Source organism: Ruegeria sp. BK1 (assembly GCF_056535645.1).
This window is the reverse complement of sequence record NZ_JBQFIS010000001.1, coordinates 450901-469480: the sequence shown is the minus strand read 5'-3', so window position 1 is coordinate 469480 and position 18580 is coordinate 450901. Positions and strand designations below refer to the sequence as shown.

Below are 18580 nucleotides of genomic sequence, written 5' to 3'. Positions count from 1 at the left end.
ATAGAGGGCGTCCGAACATGGTGCAGAAGAACGACAATCCTGCTGATCCGTTCAAGAAGGCCTTGGCCGAGGCCACCAAGGTCATGGCCGACGATCCGGAGTTGAGCGTTTCCTACACTGTTGACCCCTCGGGCTTGTCGGGCGAAGCGATGCGCCTGCCGCAGGTCAGCCGCCGCATGACCCGTGAAGAAGTCTTGCTGGCACGCGGCACGGCGGATGCCTTGGCCTTGCAGCGTCGGTATCATGACGACGCGACACACGCACGCTATGCGCCTCCGGGGGATATGGCGCGGGACCTGTACGAAGCAATGGAGACCGCCCGGTGCGAGGCAATGGGCGCGCGCGATATGCCCGGCACCGCCAGCAATATCGACGTCAAGATCGCGCATGAGGCGATCCGGCGCGGCTATGACCAATGCAAGCAACCTGCCGATGCGCCCTTGTCGGTTGCGGCAGGGTATCTGATCCGGCATCTGGCCACGGGGCGCGATCTGCCTCCGGCGGCGGAAAACATCATGAACCTGTGGCGCGGGTTCATCGAGGAACAGGCTGGTGGCGTTCTCGAGAACATTGGTGAGGTTCTTTCGGATCAAGCCGAGTTTGCCAAATTCGCGCGTCAAGTGATCAAAGACCTGGGCTATGGTGACCAGCTGGGCGATGACCCGGATGAGTTGGATGACGAGCAGGAAGATCAGGCCGAAAAGGACGCTGAAGAGCAGCCTGACCCCGACAGCACCGGTCAGGATGAACAAGACGAGCAGGACGCTGACGCCACGCCGGAACAGAGCCAGGAAGAGCAGCAGGATCAGTCGCAGGCCCAGGTCTCGATGGATGAGATGGCTGATGAAGAGATGGGCGACGAGGCTGAGATGCCCGAAGGGGAGGCTCCGCTGGAGCCCCCGGCGCCACCGCCAGCTTCGGATGCGGACCCGGATTATAAGGTTTATCTGAACACCCATGACGAGGAGATCGCGGCCGAAGATCTGGCCGAACCGGCCGAGTTGGAACGGTTGCGCGCTTATCTGGATCAACAGCTAGAGCCGCTAAAGGGCGCAGTGAGCCGGCTGGCCAACAAGTTGCAGCGCCGCCTTCAGGCGCAACAGAACCGCAGTTGGGAATTCGATCTGGAAGAAGGCATTCTGGACGCCAGTCGTTTGGCTCGGGTGGTGGCGAATCCGACCACGCCGCTGAGCTTCAAGATGGAAAAGGACACCGAGTTCCGCGACACCGTGGTGACGTTGCTGCTGGATAACTCCGGCTCGATGCGCGGGCGTCCGATCTCAATCGCTGCGATCTGTGCCGATGTTCTGGCGCGGACGCTGGAACGCTGCAACGTCAAGGTCGAGATTCTGGGCTTTACCACCCGTGCATGGAAGGGTGGGCAGGCACGTGAGGCGTGGTTGAACGACGGTCGCCCGCAGCAGCCGGGGCGTTTGAACGATCTGCGCCACATCATCTACAAGGGGGCTGATGCGCCCTGGCGGCGAGCGCGCCCAAATCTGGGCCTGATGATGAAAGAAGGCCTTCTGAAGGAAAACATCGACGGCGAAGCGCTGGAATGGGCCCATCGCCGGATGATGATGCGGCGCGAACAGCGCAAGATCCTGATGGTGATCTCGGACGGGGCGCCGGTTGATGATTCAACGCTCAGCGTGAACCCGGCGAACTATCTGGAAAAGCATCTGCGCGACGTCATCGCCATGGTGGAAAAGCGCAATATGGTCGAACTGCTGGCCATCGGGATCGGCCATGACGTGACACGGTATTATGACCGTGCCGTCACGATTACCGATGTCGAACAGCTTGCCGGTGCAATGACCGAACAGCTTGCCGCCCTCTTCGACAATGACCCAAGGGCGCGCGCCCGTGTGATGGGTATGCGCAAGGTCGGTTGAACGCGGCTTTGGCCTGTCGTTGTCATAAATCGAAGGGCACGGCCCTGAAGTGATGAGGTAATAAATGTTCCAATCCTTTGCTGTAACCGCGCGCCCCGAACAAGGGCCACCCCGGTTGGCCGCTTTGCGCACAGAGATGGCTCAGGCTGGATTGGACGGGTTTTTGGTCCCTCGCTCGGATGCGCATCAGGGCGAATATGTGGCCCCTCGGGATGAGCGTTTGGCGTGGTTGACAGGCTTCACAGGATCGGCCGGGTTTTGTGTTGCGTTGACCGATGTCGCCGGGGTGTTCGTCGATGGGCGCTATCGCACGCAGGTCAAGGCACAGGTCGCGCCGGAATATACTCCGGTCAACTGGCCCGAAACCACCCTGAGCGCGTGGTTGAAGGATCAGTTGCCCCAAGGTGGCAAGGTGGGGTTCGATCCCTGGCTGCACGCCGCGGCTCAGATCGCCAGCGCGCAAAAGGATCTGGCAGGTACCGGGATTGAGCTGGTGCGTTCTGCCAATCTGGTTGACAGCATTTGGGACGATCAGCCTTCCCCGCCGATGAACCCAGTCAAGGAGCACCCGCTTGAATTTGCGGGCGAGACCTCGGACAGCAAGATCGCTCGGTTGGCCGCCGCACTGCGTGACGCGGGATGTGGGGCAGCCGTGATCACTTTACCGGATTCGATCATGTGGCTGCTGAACGTACGTGGCTCGGATATCGGATATAACCCCGTGGCCCATGGGTTTGCCATTTTGCATGCAGATGGAGGTGTCGATCTGTTCATGGCGGCAGAGAAACTGTCTGCGCCCTTGGAGCCTCAGGTTCGGCTACGCGCGCCCGAGGCGTTTCTTGACGCTGTTGCCGCGCTGGAGGGGCCGGTACAGGTCGATTTGGGAACGCTGCCGCAGATCGTGGCAGATACATTGCAGGACAAAGCCATAGATGCTGGCGATCCCTGTGCCTTGCCCAAAGCCTGCAAGAACCCAGCCGAGATCGCGGGCAGCGCCGAGGCGCATTTGCGCGATGCCGTTGCCGTGGTCGAGACATTGTGCTGGCTGGACACGCAGCACCCCGGCAGTGTGACCGAAACGCAGGTGGTGACGCGGCTGGAGGACAACCGCCGCAAGGACAACGCGCTTCAGGATATCTCGTTCGACACCATCGCGGGCACCGGTCCCAATGGAGCGATTATGCATTACCGCGTGACCGAAGAAACCGATACCCTGCTGGAAAACGGCCATATTCTGGTTCTGGACAGCGGCGGTCAGTATCTTGATGGCACCACCGATATCACCCGGACCATCGCCATTGGCGAGGTTGGGAACGAAGAGAAAGCCTGCTTTACCCGCGTTCTGAAAGGCATGATCGACATGTCGATGCTGCGCTGGCCCGTGGGCTTGGCCGGACGAGATATCGAATGCGTGGCGCGAACGCCCTTGTGGGCGGCGGGGCAGGATTTCAACCATGGCGTCGGCCACGGCGTGGGCGCGTATCTAAGCGTGCACGAGGGCCCTCAGCGCCTGTCGCGCGTCAGCCATGTGCCGTTGAAGCCGGGCATGATCCTGTCAAACGAGCCGGGCTATTACCGCGAAGGGGCTTTTGGCATCCGCATCGAAAACCTCGTGGTGGTGCAAGAGGCCCCTGCCCTACCCGGTGGCGACGACGAGCGGGCGATGTTGAACTGGCGAACGCTGACATTTGTGCCCATCGACCGTCGGTTGATTGTGGTCGAAATGCTCAGCGCGGCTGAGCGCGACTGGCTGAACGCCTATCACCGCGACGTTACGGAAAAAATCCGACCCAGGCTGGGCCCAGCCGCGCAACTGTGGTTGGATGCCGCAACCGCGCCGATCTGACACAAGACTGTCACACTCACAGGGCAGAGGAGAGGCCCGAAACAACTTAAGGGGAAGGAATATCTATGACCGAGATCACCATCAGCAAAGCGTCTGGCAAGTGGAGCGTACGTTCGGGCGGTGCCATTTTGGGCGAAACCACCAATGCGCTTGAACTGCTGGAAGGTGATTTGGAACCGGTCATCTACTTCCCCCGCAGCGATATCGCCATGGCCTTTCTGGACCGCACGGACAAAAGCACCCATTGCCCGCATAAGGGCGACGCCACGCATTTCTCGATCGTCAATAAGTCCTCAACTACAGAAAACGCGGCTTGGAGCTATGAGGACCCAATCCAAGCCGTGGCCGAGATCAAGGATCACATCGCGTTCTATCGCCTCGAGTCGGTCAAGGTCGAACAAATTTAGGACGACCGGGCTAAATCGCCCTCCGCATTGCTTGGTTTGCCTGAAGGTCGTGCCGTACCCGTGCAAAAGCTTGTGCCATCGACGTCAATGTATGCGGAGGGCATCCGATCCTTTGCAAACATGAGGCGTCGACAACCCGAACTAAACCGCTAAATGCCGATCGCACCACATCATCGACTGGGTCTTCTTTCGGGCCGAAAGTCAGGTCGTGGTAGTGGAACCCTTGACCCGGTGCAGTTGTCCCAAGCGTGTGGCGCACCCTATGCGCTGACAGCCAATCCAACAGGCGCTGCAGCTGCGTGTCACCGTCAGGGTCAGGTAGTCGAACAGCTTCGACCGTTGTATGGTGCAGATCATAGCGCAATTGAACCTGTGTTCTGGGGGTCCATATCCGAACGGGTTGGACGAAGTCGATCAGGCGACCGATGCGCTTGCCCCTCAGATGCGGCCCCAGTCCGAAAGTGGCCGTCAACAAACTGATCGGCGCTTGTGACACCGCGTAGACTGAGGCGAACATATCACAGCGCCCATCCACCTTGTGTTTCAACGTCAGCGCATTGAAATTCCCCCGATCCGCGTAGCTGCGGGCCGAGCCCAAAGCGCGATCCAGTCGAAAGCAGTTGATCGTATAGGGCGCGTGGTCGCGAAACATTAGTCGGTTGAGTTGCGATACGCTGCGCATCAGCAAGCTGGCTGTGCCCCACACACCTGCCGCCAGAAAGACACAGCGTGCCTGAAGCACATTGCCTCCGTCCAGTTCTATTGAGACCAGCCCCTCGCGGGCCTCAATCCGATGCACCCGCCCATCAATAGGTTCGGCTTGCTCAAGCTCATTCAGACGCGCCTTGAATGCCAGGGCCATGGCATCAAGCCCGGACCCCGGTGCCTGCGCGGTTCCGGTCAACAACCGTGGAGCGCTTTTTTCAAATCCGTTGTCCAAACGCTCTCGCCGGACACCGCCAGTTATTTCGAGGTCGGCCTGCACCGTATCGCAGGCGGCGCTGTAATCCTTCCAGCTTTCAAGAAAAGGGCCGTCGCCCCAGGGATCACCGCTGTCATAGAGCTGCAACTGCTTGCCCCAATAATTGGCCAATCCCCCAATCTCGGCTGAAGAAAACAGTGGTGGTGCTCCCTCGGACACAACGGTGCGTTCCGTCAGGTGCGCAGGTTGTTGGCGCTCATAAGCGACCGAAACAATTTTGGGCGGACCTTCGACATTGGAGCGTTTGGTTGCTCCGGTTATGACCGCTATAGATAAAGCCTGCCCGCGCATTGCGGTCAGCGCGGCGTAGGCGGCGGGTCCCGCCCCTATGACGGCAACATCAAACACGCGCATCTGCTTGCCCCCAGCGGTGCAAACCACAATCACAGCCCGGAACAGAAACCGGGCAACCGCCCAAGATCACAAGCAAATTTCTGCCGATGGGGCTGATCACTGTGGACTTACTCATCGCGCACCAGCAAAGGGACCGGACAACAAGCAGGGGTTGCACACACTATCGCGGAACCAACGCACGTGTGCGTTAGGGGCCACGGGGACCCGCAAAGAGAGGTTCTTCAAATTCACTCGCGTATTGCCTCCAACTATATGAGTTTAGGCACAAAATCAGATCAGTCGTATCAGGTGGCGCAAACTTCTGCGTCGTCAATTCACCAAAAACCCGGAAATAATCAGGTTGTATTTCTCAAATCGAAACCGGGTCGCTTTCCGTAATCTTACCGACAAAACCGGTTTTCGATCAAGGAAGCGGCCGCTCACGCCCGGTTCACGCGCCTGTTGAATGCATTTTAGGTCGCGGCAAGGCAGAATACGCGCGATCATCAGCCGGAGGATGCAATGTCAATAACGCGCCGCAATTTTGTAGGATTACTTGGGGCCGCAACAGCCATGCCCGGTGCCCTGTCTGCGCAAACGGACCCTGTGCTGGACGCGGTTCGGTCCACGCTTTACAGCAGTCGCACGGATTTCGAGAAAAGCATGAAATTTCTGGTCGAGCGCGGCAGCCCTGACGTCGTGCCCGCCCTGCTGACCGCCATGCGCTATGGCCGTCGCCGCAGCGATGACATCACCCAGGTCATGCGCACCCTCACCGGCGAAGATATTGGTACCGACTGGTTCGACTGGATGATCTGGCAGGAAAAGAACCCGCAAGTCGTGCCTCACCCCTCGCTTATCCCGTTCAAGCGCGAAGTGTTGCTGGGCATCGACCAGAATTTCGACGATTTCCTGCGGCCCGAATATCTGCAACGCGACAAGATGAAGATCCGGTTGGAAGAAATCACATGGGGCGGTGTTCAAAAGGACGGCATCCCTTCGTTGGACAATCCCAAGCTGATCTCTGCCTCGGATGCGGATTATCTGAAGGACGGCGATCTGGTCTTTGGTGTTTCGATCAACGGGGATGAGCGCGCCTATCCGCTGCGCATCATGGGCTGGCACGAAATGTTCAACGAAGTGATCGGAGGCGTCCCGGTCGCACTGGCCTATTGTACGCTCTGCGGGTCGGGCATCTTGTTTGAAACTCAGGTTGAAGGACGGCGGAAGCCCTTTGTCTTTGGTTCATCGGGCTTCCTGTACCGTTCGAACAAGCTGATGTTTGACCGCGAGACCCATTCGTTGTGGAACCAATACACCGGCAAACCGGTCGTCGGCCCTCTGGTCGACAGCGGGATCGAGTTGAAACAGCGCCCTGTGGTCATCACCACATGGCAAAGCTGGAAGACGTCGCATCCCAAGACCCAGGTTCTGTCGCTCAGCACCGGCCACCGGCGCAACTATGGGTCGGGTGTGGTATATCGCGACTATTTCGCCTCGTCCGAGTTGATGTTTCCGGCGCTGGTCGATCAGTCGCAGCACCGGCAGAAGGACTATGTCTTCGCCATCCGCCAGTTCGGTGCGGCGCGCGCATGGCCGCTGGATGCGTTCAGCAACACGCGGGTGATCAATGACGCGATTGCCAACCGGCCCTTGGTGCTGATCGGCAACCCCGACAAACGCGCCGTTCGCGCCTATGAGCGCAAGTCCAACCGCTTTACCGCGTCAGATGGTGGGCTGGTCGACCAGAAGGGCGGAAAGTGGCGCCTGACCGAAGAGGCGCTGGTCGGGCCAGACGGCACAGAATTGCCGCGCGTGGCCGGACATATCTCGTACTGGTTTGCGTGGGACAATTATCTGGGTGACACAGCGACGGTCTATCGCGGCTAGGAATGTTCCTCGGCCGCCGTGGCAGCCAGCGCGCGGTTATAGGCTTTCAGCGCATCAATGTGGAACAGCGCGCCGACCGGGTTTTCGCAGCCGTCTTCGTCAATGATCACGACCGGGATACAGGGAATGTCGTCCCGGTCGAAATAGGGCATCGCCGCCTCAAGCGTAGCGCTGGCCTTGACACAAAGGCCTTGTTGGATCAGCGCCTGCGCCTCTTCCCTGGTGATCGAGCGCGGATCGCCAATCGGGCGCATCACCGCCCCCGCCCGCAGCATCGCCAGCAGATAGGCCTGTGGCCCCGCGGCCAGATGCACGTCACGGCGTTCCAACTGTGTCAGGAAGAATGACCGGTCCACAAGGCGCGAGGCCAGTGCGGTGGACATCGAGACCGAGACCATCACCGCCAGTCCGATCTGCCATTCACCGGTCAATTCAAACACAATCAACGTGGTCGAGATCGGCGCGCCCAACACAGCAGCGGCCACCGCGCCCATCCCGGCAAAAGCATAAAGCGACGGTGTCCCCGACACATCCGGCAACACCCCCGTAGCAATCCAGCCAAAGGCCAACCCGGTTAATGCTCCTACCATCAAAGAGGGCGAAAAGACCCCTCCACCCATACGTCCGCCCATTGTGATCGCCAAGGCGACAGTTTTGATAACGGCAAACAGGATCGCGGCAGACAAAGTCAGATCCCCGGCCAAAGCGCGGATCGTGGTCTCATATCCAACGCCAATGATATGGGGAAACCAGATCGCAATCAGACCCAGCATCGCCCCAGACACCGCAGGGCGCAGCCATCCCGGAAGGGATAGGCGGTTTTGGATATGGTTGCCGATATCCTCAGCGAAAAAGATCGATCGCATCAGCAGCAACGCCACCAGCCCGCACACAAGGCCCAGGATCAAAAAGGCGGGCAGTTCCACATAGAATTGCAGCGTTCCGGGCGTGTCCAAAGTAAACTCGGTCACGTCGCCATATTCCAGCCGGTTGATCACCGTCCCCGCAACCGAAGCAATCACGATGGGCGCAAACGCATGCACAGCAAAGTGCCGCAGCACGACCTCGAGCGCAAACAATGCGCCGGCGATGGGTGAGTTGAAGCTGGCTGAAACCGCCGCCGCCACTGCGCAGCCCAGCAGGTCACGACCGGTGATCCCGTCGGCATGGATACGATTACTGACCCAGGTCGAGATCACCCCGGCCATGTGCACAACTGGCCCTTCTCGCCCTGACGAGCCACCAGTGCTAAGCGTGATCAGCGAGGCAAACAGAGACGCGACTCCGGCCTTCCGCTCGACCCGACCATCGGTCAGCGCCGCTCCTTCGATCACGTCCGCGACCGAGCGCACCCTCCCGTCATCGGTGAACCTGTGCAGGATGATCCCCACGATTAGACCCCCGACAATGGGGGTGATCAGGATCATGAACCAAGGCAACATCTCGGCGTGGCTGTGGAGTAGTAGGATGTTTTCCGTATCATAGACCCAAGCTTGCAACGCGCGGATCGCCTTGCGAAATCCAAGCGCCATGAACCCGGCTGCGATCCCGATCACAAGCGCGATAAGCCAGAACTGAAACTGGCTGGGTCCGCGCCGCCGCATCACCCGCCATGCATCCTTTATGGCGGCCAAAGCCTGATGCAGCTGGTTGCGCAAAACGGTGCGGGTTGATTGGCTCATGTGCCCTCGGGGGATCAGTACCTACCCCTTACTAAGCTACGGGCGGCACGGATAAAAGCGGGATCGCGCAGGTGAGAAGGTCTATGCGTCCAACAGGGCACGCGCGGCGGCGCGCGCCTCGTCCGTGATGGTGTCGCCTGCAACCATGCGGGCGATCTCATCCACCCGGTCTGGGTCGGCCAACGGGATGACGGTTGACAGAGTTTGCCCCTCGGTGACTTGTTTTTGAACCCGCCAGTGATGTGCCGCACGCGCAGCTACTTGAGGCGAGTGCGTCACGACCAGAACCTGCCCGCCCTGCGCAAGCGAGGCCAGACGGCGGCCCACCGCATCGGCAGTTGCCCCGCCGACACCGCGGTCGATTTCATCGAAGATCATCGTGCGGGCGCTATCTTCGCCGGTCAGACAGACCTTGAGCGCCAGCAGGAAGCGGCTGAGCTCTCCACCCGAGGCGATCTTGTTCAGCGGACCCGAAGGTGCGCCGGGGTTGGTGGCAACGGTAAAGGCCACTGCGTCGGCGCCCTCGGGGCCGGGATCAGTGGAAGATATTTCGGTCTGAAACACCGCTCGTTCCATCTTGAGCGGCGCAAGCTCGGCCATCACAGCCGCATCCAACTGCCCCGCTGCCTGCCGGCGCGCATTACTAAGCGCTGTCGCAGCCCTGTCATAGGCAGCCTGCGCAGCCTCAACCGCAGCACGCTGATCAGCCAGATCGGCATCACCTGCGTCCAGTTTGTGCAGACGCTCACGTAGCGTATCGGCAAACGCGCCCAGATCATCGGGGGCCACGTCATGTTTGCGGCCAAGTGCGCGGATGGCGAACAGACGCTCCTCGGCCTGCTCCAATTCTGCGGGGTTGAAGTCCAAAGCTTGTAGGCAGACATTGACGCCATCCTGCGCCTCGCCCAGTTCGATCAGGGCGCGGCCAAGCGCGGCGATGGGTTCCTCTAACTGACCGCCCGCGTTGTCGGATACGCCTTCCAGCCAACGGACTGCGTCGGACATGGCGCCTTCAGCCCCGTCTCCGCCCAGCAGGTCAAAGGCCCGCGCCACGTCGTCTCGTATGCGCTCGGCTCCCTGCATCATGCGGCGGCGGGCGTCCAGTTCGGCGTCTTCGCCCGGTTGTGGGTCCAGCTTGTCTAACTCTGCCACGGCGTGACGCAAGAATTCCTCTTCCGCGCGCATAGCGGCCAAGGCAGCCTCGGTCTCGGCCAACGCTTTCCGCGCGCGCGACATCCCGTTCCAGGCCGCACGAACCGAGGCCAGATCATCCGCGACCCCGGCATAGTCATCCAGCATCGCCCGATGCCCGCGCGGGTTCAACAGGCCTCGGTCATCATGCTGACCGTGCAACTCAACCAATGTCTCAGACAACGTCCGTAACACCTCGCCCGAGCAGCGGCGGTCATTGACCCACGCGGTCTTGCGCCCCTCGGCGGTGTTCACGCGGCGCAGGATCAATTCCTCGCCGCTGGGCAATCCGGCCTCGGCCAGAATGGCGTGGGCAGGATGATCGTCCGATAGCTCGAACTCGGCCACAACCTCGCCCTGCGCAGCACCCTGACGGACCAATTCGGCGCGACCGCGCCAGCCCAGCACAAAGCCCAGCGAATCCAGAAGAATTGACTTGCCCGCACCGGTTTCACCGGTCAACGCGTTCAGGCCCGGTTGGAAGGTCAGTTCCAACCGGTCGATGATTAGCATGTCGCGGATATCAAGGGCGCGCAGCATCGGGTCTTAGCGTCCCACGCCGTTCGTCATGACGATTACAACCACTCACCTTTGACGGTCTGGCGGTAGATCTGGCTCAGCCAGTTGTTGCCCAGGCTTCTGGGTTTCAGCCCACGCGATGTCAGCAGCTTGTAGCCCGCATCATACCATTCCGACGAGCGGTAGTTGAACCCAAGGATCGCACCGGCCGACTGCGCCTCATCCACCAGCCCCAAGGACAGGTAGGACTCGATCAGACGATAAAGCGCCTCGGCGGTATGAGAGGTGGTCTGGAAATCCTCGACCACAACGCGGAACCTGTTGATTGCCGCCGTATAATGATCCTGACGCAGATAATAACGCCCGATCTCCATCTCCTTGCCCGCCAGATGATCAAAAGCCAGATCGAATTTCAGAACGGCAGAGGTTGCGTATTCGCTGTCCGGATAGACTTCGATCACCGTGCGCAGAGATTGCAATGCCTGAAAGGTCAGACCCTGATCGCGCCCGACCTCGTCAATCTGATCATAGTAGCTAAGCGCCAGAAGGTACTGCGCATAGGCCGCATCTTCATCCGCCGGATAGAAGTCGATGAAGCGCTGCGCAGCTGCGCGGCTTTCTTCGTAGTTCTTGTCCGAGTGATACGAGAACGCCTGCATGATCAGCGCGCGCTTGGCCCAATCCGAATAGGGATAAAGGCGTTCGACTTCCGAGAAATACCACGCCGCATCGTCCGAGCGATTCTGCGACAGCTCAAACTCACCGCGTGTGAAAATTTGCTCGGGGGTAAACCCCTCAAGGTTCTGGCTGCGGTCGGCCCCTTGGCCGCCACATGCTGACAAAACTGCTGTCAGAAGAATCGCGCCCGCGAATCTGACCGCCGCCCTGGTGCCACCCATTCCGCCTATCCTTGTTGTATTACTTGTCGGAGCGAACCCCGGATTTAGGCTTGGTTTAGCACATATAATTCCGGGGCAAAACGCCTTAGTAAAGCCAGCACCGGAATTGTACGCAGAGTTGATCCAATCAGGCGACAGCCGGGATTTCGTCCCAGATCAGGCCCTGACCGGGCAAACGCGCGGCTTGTTCGGCCGTGCACAGGATCGGTCGCACTGCGCCTGGCGTCTCGAAGAGGGTGCGCAGCAATGTGTTGGTCAACGAGTGGCCGGACTTGTCGCCGGTGAAACGACCCAGAATCGGACCGCCCGCGAGGTAGAGATCCCCCAACGCGTCCAGCATCTTGTGGCGCACAGCCTCATCTGCGCGACGGAACCCGCCCGGCGTCAGAACCTCGTTCCCCTGAACCACCACGGCGTTTTCTAGCGTGCCACCCAGAGCCAGACCGTTTTCGCGCATCGCTTCAACATCTATGCGACGGCAGAAGGTGCGGCAATCGCTGAGTTCCCGCGCAAACGATCCGTTGCGCATGTCTAGCGTTTTGGTCTGACGGCCAATGGCGCCATCTTCAAAGTCGATGTGGAAGTCAATGATCAGACCGTCCGCAGGCGCAATCGACGCACTGGCCCCCTCACGCGAGGCAGTAACGGGCTTGAGCACCTCATAGGCCAACACCGGGCTGGCCTGACGGCGCACACCTTTGGTCATGATCCCGCGTACAAATTCGATCGAAGACCCATCCATGATCGGCACTTCGGGACCGTCAATCTCGATCAGTGCGTTGTGAACACCACAACCCGCCAGCGCTGCCATGATATGTTCGACCGTCGATACCGACACACCCGCCTCGTTCACCAGACGCGTACACAGCGGGGTCCGCTCCACCACGTCGTAAATCGCAGGGATCAGCGCATTGCCCAGATCAATATCCGTCCGTTTGAACCAAATGCCATGACCGGCGGCTGCCGGTTTGAGAACCATGTTTGCAGGCTTGCCGCTGTGCAGCCCGACACCGGTAAACGTGATCGGAGATTTGAGCGTATGTTGCAATGTGGGCCTCGGTGAGTGGTGTCCGGCCTGCTTTAGCCGTGTTGGGCATTCAGTTAAGGAACGCAGGCGAAAGGCTCAACTCACTCTTTGTAACCGAATGAAACATGAATGTAACAGATCGGCAAAACCCTGCTTACATCAGGGCATGCCGTTGTTTTGAAATGAAAAAGGGCCGCCACTAGACGACCCTTTTTACGTATTTTGTTACCGCGGTCAGTTGGCTTGACGGCGCAAGAAGGCCGGAATTTCGATCCGTTCCTGCTCGGGATCGGCCTGATCATGGGCCGGAGCCGTGGCGTCAGACTGGCGCATCACGGGCTGCTGACGCTGCGGTTGGGCCGGTGTATCCGCCGCATGACCGGTCATCCGGTCGATCAGACGGTTGAAGCCAAACCGCGGGCGATCCACCTCGGATTGCGGCGCTGGAGCGGGCTGCGGACGCGATGCCATATGGCTGCGATCCCCCGTTGGGACGTTCTGTACAGCGGCTTGCAGACGCTGCAATGCTTCGGGCGACGGAGTGCCTGCTGCAGGCTGAGGCTGCGGCGCATAGCTTTCCGGAGCAGGCTCAACCGGCTCGGGCGTCGGCTCGAATTCGGCGACACGTGGCTGATAAGCCGGAGGCGGCAGGTCATCATCGTCCTGTTCAGCCTGAGGTTGGAAACGGGGCTCGGATGGCTCCTCTGTCGCCTCGAACAGCGACGGTTCACGCACGGGCTCGGCCTCAATCGGTTCGGCAACCGCTGCCGGGGCTTCTTCTTCAGCCGCTTCTTCTTCTGCTGAAACCGTGCGGGTCAGCGGAGCCGACATCGAACGGCGCGCAACCGGCACGTCCTCGGATTTCTCAGTGGCGTCGATGCCAGTGGCCACGACCGACACGCGCATGCCACCTTCCATTGCGGTATCCAGTGTCGAGCCGACGATGATGTTGGCCTCGGGGTCCACTTCCTCGCGGATGCGGTTGGCGGCTTCGTCCAGTTCGAACAGGGTCAGGTCGTGCGAGCCGGTGATGTTGATCAGCACGCCTTTGGCACCCCTGAGGCTGATCTCGTCCAGCAGCGGGTTGGCAATCGCCTTCTCGGCGGCTTGAACCGCGCGATCTTCGCCAGTGGCCTCGCCAGTGCCCATCATTGCCTTGCCCATCTCGTCCATCACGGCGCGCACATCGGCAAAATCGAGGTTGATCAAGCCCGGACGCACCATCAGGTCGGTTACGCCTTTAACGCCCTGATACAGAACGTCATCGGCCATCGAGAATGCCTCGGTGAATGTTGTCTTTTCATTCGCCAGACGGAACAGGTTCTGGTTCGGGATAATGATCAGCGTGTCGACAACCTTTTGCAGCGCTTCAACACCGTCTTCGGCCTGACGCATCCGCTTGGCCCCTTCGAACTGGAAGGGTTTGGTCACAACACCCACCGTCAGAACGCCCAGCTCACGCGCGGCCTGCGCTATGATCGGAGCCGCACCCGTACCGGTGCCACCTCCCATACCGGCAGTGATGAAGCACATATGGGCGCCTGCCAGATGATCGACGATCTGCTCGATGCTCTCTTCGGCGGCAGCTGCGCCAACGGTCGGGCGCGCCCCTGCTCCCAGACCTTCGGTGACTTTCACGCCAAGCTGCACGCGCGCCGAGGAATGGCTTTGCTGCAATGCTTGCGCATCAGTGTTGGCGACGACGAAATCCACGCCATCCAACTCTTTTTCAATCATATTATTGACGGCGTTACCACCTGCGCCGCCTACGCCAAATACCGTAATCCGAGGCTTCAGTTCATCGTGCCCGGGCATCGAAAGATTCAATGTCATGCTTCTGTCCGCCTGTTTATATGCTCCGCCAACGCGGTGTTTTTCTTACCTATCCTTAAGCAATCCTACCGACCGAAACCGCAAAGGTCACGCCAAAAATCGTCAGACTCCACAAAATATGGAGGAATTAAGGCATTGCCCGCCGGTATTTCGTATTGTTTGCCAGATGTTGCGGAATGAACTCAATCCAGCACAAAACATACCCCTGCACGAGGGCCGCAGGCGGTTGCGCGGACTGCGATTGAATCGTTTTTTTAGGGTGCGGAAACCTGCTCGGGTCCTCGCATAGGGCCTCTGACGGGCCTTGTGGATATCTTGCTGGATTCGACGCCTCTCCGCAAGGGAATTCTTCAACCAATAGGAGTACTTGGACAATTCAGACTGTCGTCCGAGATGCTACGCACCTCTTGAATTTCACCGTTCGTAATTTCCGCCAAACGCACCATCAGACGATCATTGTAGACAAACGGCCACCAACACACGGGGAGGCCATCAGGATCGTCGTCATATAGGAAACAAACCTTACCATCAGGGGTGGTAATCTGACCGTAGACACAACCTCTACCCTCCATCCGCCAGACTGAGAGACTCGGACTCAGGAACTCTTCGGTGCCGACCAGGCCACCGCCGGGCAGAAGATGGAATCGGACCGTCTTGCCTTGCACTGCATCCAGAAACGCCTCGGGCGTTATCAGGGTCTGCGCGCGGACAGACGCCGGAATCGCGGCAACCAGCGCCGCGATCAGGAGTTTACCAATTGTCACGGAACCAGCGCACGGCGCGTTTGAACGGGCGTGCGGCATAGGTATCGACGGGAATCTCGAAATCCCACCATTCATCCTGCGGATGCGCCGCAAACAGGCTGAGCCCCACCACGGATGAGAATCCTGGCCCCGTCGCCGATTGCGGCAAACCATGTACGCGCAATGGGCGGCCCAAACGCACGCGCTGGCCCAGGATCCGAGTTGCCAGCCCATCCAGCCCCATGATCTGACTACCGCCACCGGTCAGAACGATCTGTTGGCTGGGCAGATGGTCGAACCCAGCGGCGTCTAGACGAATGCGGACTTCCTCGAGGATTTCTTCGACTCGGGGACGCATGATGCCGATCAACTCGGCCCGGCTGACGGTGCGGCGGTCATGTTCCCAATCGCCGGTATCGCCACCGATGTCGATCAGGTCGCGGTCATCTGCCCCGGTCGCGTGAACGCCGCCGTTGAAGGTCTTGATCCGTTCGGCCACATTCGCAGGTACGCCAAGACCCATCGAGATATCGCTGGTCACGTGATCCCCACCCATGCGCACGCAATCGGCGAAAATCATGTGCTTTTTCATGAAGATGGACACGCTGGTCGTGCCGCCGCCCATGTCGATACAGGCCGCGCCCAGCTCTTGCTCATCCTCGACCAGCGCAGAAATCCCCGACACATAGGCCGAGTTCGCGATCCCTGCCAGTTCCAAGTCACACCGCTTTATGCAGCGCACGATGTTCTGGATCGCAACCGCATCCACGGTCAGCATATGCATATCGACGGCCAGCGACTGCCCCATCTGGCCACGCGGATCAATCAAACCCGAGCGGTTGTCCAAGGCAAAATTCACAGGCTGCGCGTGCAACACTTCGCGGCCGGCACCATAGTCAGGGACATCGCAGGCGTTCAGCACCCGACCGACCTCGGCCTCGCTGACCACCTGCCCTTCCAGATCGACCTGCGCATCCAGACCGTAGGACCGAGGGTTCGCGCCAGAGAAACAGGCGATCACATGATCGACACGAATTTCGGCCATTTTCTGCGCCGCTTGCAGGGCGGTTCGAATGGCCCGTTCGGTTTCCTGCATCGCGGTGACTTCACCGAATTGCACCCCACGCGACCGAGTCGTCGCCGCGCCGATCACCCGGAACCCGGTCTGGCCGGCCAGTGACCCGATCCCGCTATCTTCATGCAGACGACCAGCACCGTCGAACCGCAGCACAAGGCAGGAAATCTTCGAGCTGCCAACATCCAGAATGGCCACGACACCGCGCTGCATTGCCTGCCTGCGCATCTGCCGCATGGCCCGTTGGGACTGATAAAGATCGGTCATCATGGTCGTTACTGCCTGCTACTCACATCGGTTTTAGTACCCCACCAGTCGTCGCTGGCGGCTTTGGTCATTCGTATCGTCGGACGCTGGCCGAGGCGCATGTCCACAACGGCCACGTCACGTTCCAACAGGTCCTGCACTTCGTTCACCGCCAACACATGCTCCAGCGCACGCACGGGACGTTCGGTGGGCAACATGATGCGCTGGCCGCGATCCAGAACCAAATCCCAGCGGCGCTCGCCTATGCGTACCAACCCGCGCACACGCGCACCAAGGCTGCGGGCGGTTGTCAGAAGTTGCAGTGCCTCGTCGACATGCCCATCCGCGCCTTTACCTGCAATTAGTGGCAGATGCGCATGATCCTTGCGCGAGGCGATTCGTTCCACATGTGCGCCGGTTTCGTCCAGCAACTCGGTCCCGCTGCGGGTGCGCCAAACCACGACGGGCTGACGCTCGACCACATCCACCTGCAAGATACCGCCGGGGCGGATCCGAACGGTGGCGGATTTAACCGGATCAAGCCCGGTAATCGTGTCGCGGATCTGTTCGGCATCCAGGTCCCAGGAACTGATCGGAAAATCCAGCGGCACGACCTCGCGGATATCTTCGGACAGGTTGGTGCCCGCCCCGTCGATCGCCATAAGATTGACCATGAATTCCGGTCGTTGCTGGATCGAGGTCTTGATGTCGTTGACATAGGCCACAACGGCCTCACGCCGATCTTCAGCACTAAAATAGAGCGTAGTGGCCGCGCAGATTGCAAACACCGGCAGGCCGTACTTCAACCCGCGCCGAATACCCGGTGTCAGCATCCAACGTTGTATCCGGTAACTCAGCCGCGATGGGGCCGGATCGAACCTCTGCGATTTACGGCCAAACAGCTTAACCCCGCCCAGCCGCAGCTTGGGCTGCGTATCGTGCTGTTCACCCGATGCAAAATCAGCATCAGGGCCAGACGGCTGCGTGGTCCGACGAATAACGGGGGCGCGGGTGGCTCTTAGCGGTCGCATGAGGCGTCCTCCACCATCCAGGCGCAAAGCTGTCCGAAACTCATACCGCAATGCTCGGCCTGTTCGGGCACCAGCGAAGTCGGTGTCATGCCCGGCTGGGTGTTGGTTTCCAGCAGGAACAGACCGTCCGCACCCATGCTGTCATCCCAGCGGTAGTCGGTGCGGCTGACACCCCGACACCCCAAGGCATTATGAGCCTTCAGTGCATAGTCCATGCAGCGGTCAAAGATGTCCTGCGGGATGTCGGCAGGCAGCACATGCCACGAGCCGCCGGGCTTGTACTTGGCGTCATAGTCATACCAGCCGCCATCGGTCATGATCTCGGTCACGGTCAAGGCGCGGTCACCCATCACGGTAACAGTCAACTCGCGCCCTGCGATGTATTTCTCGACCATCACATGATCTGGCATGTCGTCGGACAGACGAGGCGGGCAATTCGCACCTTCCGAGACAATATAGATCCCAACGCTGGAACCTTCGTTGTTCGGTTTGGCCACATAGGGCGGCTCCATCGCGTGGGATGCCGCGACCTGTTGCTTGGGTAGGATCACGCTGGGAACGATCGGCAAACCTTCGGTCTGGTAGATCTCTTTGCTGCGTTGTTTGTCCATCGCCAAGGCCGAGGCCAGCACCCCGGAATGCGTGTACGGAAGGCGCATCCATTCCAACAAGCCCTGCACACAGCCGTCTTCGCCCCAGCGCCCATGCAGCGCGTTGAAAACCACATCTGGCTTGATTTCCGACAGGCGCGCAGAAAGGTCGGGACCCGCGTCCAGTTCGACCACTTCAAAGCCTTCTCCCCTTAGGGCGGCTGCGCATTCGCGCCCGCTGCTGAGAGACACCTCGCGTTCCGCCGAGGGGCCGCCCATCAATACCGCCACTTTGGGGTGTGTCCTGCTCGACTTACCCACTTAGCGCCTCAATGTCCCCGGACCTTATGTGGTGGTCCGTACTGCGTTTATGCCTTTGATCCGTCGCCTG

At 59.9% G+C, this 18580-nt stretch carries 14 protein-coding genes; 4 read left to right on the top strand and 10 right to left on the bottom strand.

The features are described from left to right. Window positions 1-17 precede the first annotated feature (17 nt). From cobT to ACR3E7_RS02295, 3 genes are all read left to right on the top strand, one after another. Window positions 18-1895, top strand: coding sequence for a cobaltochelatase subunit CobT (gene cobT, locus ACR3E7_RS02305; protein ID WP_480503152.1), 1878 nt, complete (start codon window positions 18-20; stop codon window positions 1893-1895). Between the two features lie 64 nt (window positions 1896-1959). After that, entirely contained in the window at window positions 1960-3741 is a 1782-nt protein-coding gene (locus ACR3E7_RS02300; RefSeq protein ID WP_480503153.1) for an aminopeptidase P family protein, read from the top strand. Window positions 3742-3806: 65 nt separating this feature from the next. Further along, a complete protein-coding gene (locus ACR3E7_RS02295; RefSeq protein ID WP_170784145.1) occupies window positions 3807-4148 on the top strand; it encodes a DUF427 domain-containing protein in 342 nt (113 codons plus the stop codon). 10 nt (window positions 4149-4158) lie between these two features. Here the strand turns inward: ACR3E7_RS02295 and ACR3E7_RS02290 are convergent, their stop codons facing one another. Continuing rightward, window positions 4159-5484 (bottom strand): hypothetical protein, encoded by a 1326-nt coding sequence (locus ACR3E7_RS02290; RefSeq protein WP_480503154.1) that lies wholly within the window; start codon window positions 5482-5484, stop codon window positions 4159-4161. A 501-nt stretch (window positions 5485-5985) separates the two neighbouring features. Here ACR3E7_RS02290 and ACR3E7_RS02285 point away from each other — a divergent pair. Continuing rightward, window positions 5986-7353 carry a DUF3179 domain-containing protein gene (locus ACR3E7_RS02285; RefSeq protein WP_480503156.1) on the top strand — a complete coding sequence of 456 codons (1368 nt, stop codon included), beginning with the start codon at window positions 5986-5988 and terminating at the stop codon, window positions 7351-7353. On the opposite strand, the gene ACR3E7_RS02280 is transcribed toward ACR3E7_RS02285, so the two are convergent. From ACR3E7_RS02280 to ACR3E7_RS02240, 9 genes are all read right to left on the bottom strand, one after another. Next, on the bottom strand, window positions 7350-9035 hold the full coding sequence (locus ACR3E7_RS02280; protein WP_170788335.1) for a chloride channel protein: 1686 nt from the start codon (window positions 9033-9035) through the stop codon (window positions 7350-7352). The two genes, ACR3E7_RS02285 and ACR3E7_RS02280, sit on opposite strands and share 4 nt — an antisense overlap. An 81-nt stretch (window positions 9036-9116) precedes the next feature. Beyond that, complete coding sequence (recN, locus tag ACR3E7_RS02275; protein WP_480503157.1) at window positions 9117-10766, bottom strand: DNA repair protein RecN; 1650 nt, start codon at window positions 10764-10766, stop codon at window positions 9117-9119. A 35-nt stretch (window positions 10767-10801) separates the two neighbouring features. Next, window positions 10802-11644: an outer membrane protein assembly factor BamD gene (locus ACR3E7_RS02270; RefSeq protein WP_170769223.1), complete on the bottom strand. Its 843-nt coding sequence runs from the start codon at window positions 11642-11644 to the stop codon at window positions 10802-10804. Between the two features lie 127 nt (window positions 11645-11771). Next, on the bottom strand, window positions 11772-12692 hold the full coding sequence (gene lpxC, locus ACR3E7_RS02265; protein ID WP_170769222.1) for a UDP-3-O-acyl-N-acetylglucosamine deacetylase: 921 nt from the start codon (window positions 12690-12692) through the stop codon (window positions 11772-11774). 213 nt (window positions 12693-12905) lie between these two features. Further along, window positions 12906-14504 (bottom strand): cell division protein FtsZ, encoded by a 1599-nt coding sequence (gene ftsZ, locus ACR3E7_RS02260; protein WP_480503158.1) that lies wholly within the window; start codon window positions 14502-14504, stop codon window positions 12906-12908. Window positions 14505-14854: 350 nt separating this feature from the next. Further along, window positions 14855-15268 carry a hypothetical protein gene (locus tag ACR3E7_RS02255; protein ID WP_331252066.1) on the bottom strand — a complete coding sequence of 138 codons (414 nt, stop codon included), beginning with the start codon at window positions 15266-15268 and terminating at the stop codon, window positions 14855-14857. Then, entirely contained in the window at window positions 15255-16589 is a 1335-nt protein-coding gene (gene ftsA / locus ACR3E7_RS02250) for a cell division protein FtsA (protein ID WP_170769828.1), read from the bottom strand. Before ftsA ends, ACR3E7_RS02255 begins: the two co-directional genes overlap by 14 nt. 8 nt (window positions 16590-16597) lie before the next feature. Beyond that, window positions 16598-17599, bottom strand: a complete 1002-nt coding sequence (locus ACR3E7_RS02245; protein WP_480503160.1) for a cell division protein FtsQ/DivIB — start codon at window positions 17597-17599, stop codon at window positions 16598-16600. Beyond that, window positions 17587-18510 carry a D-alanine--D-alanine ligase gene (locus ACR3E7_RS02240; protein ID WP_480503161.1) on the bottom strand — a complete coding sequence of 308 codons (924 nt, stop codon included), beginning with the start codon at window positions 18508-18510 and terminating at the stop codon, window positions 17587-17589. Before ACR3E7_RS02240 ends, ACR3E7_RS02245 begins: the two co-directional genes overlap by 13 nt. Window positions 18511-18580 lie beyond the last annotated feature (70 nt).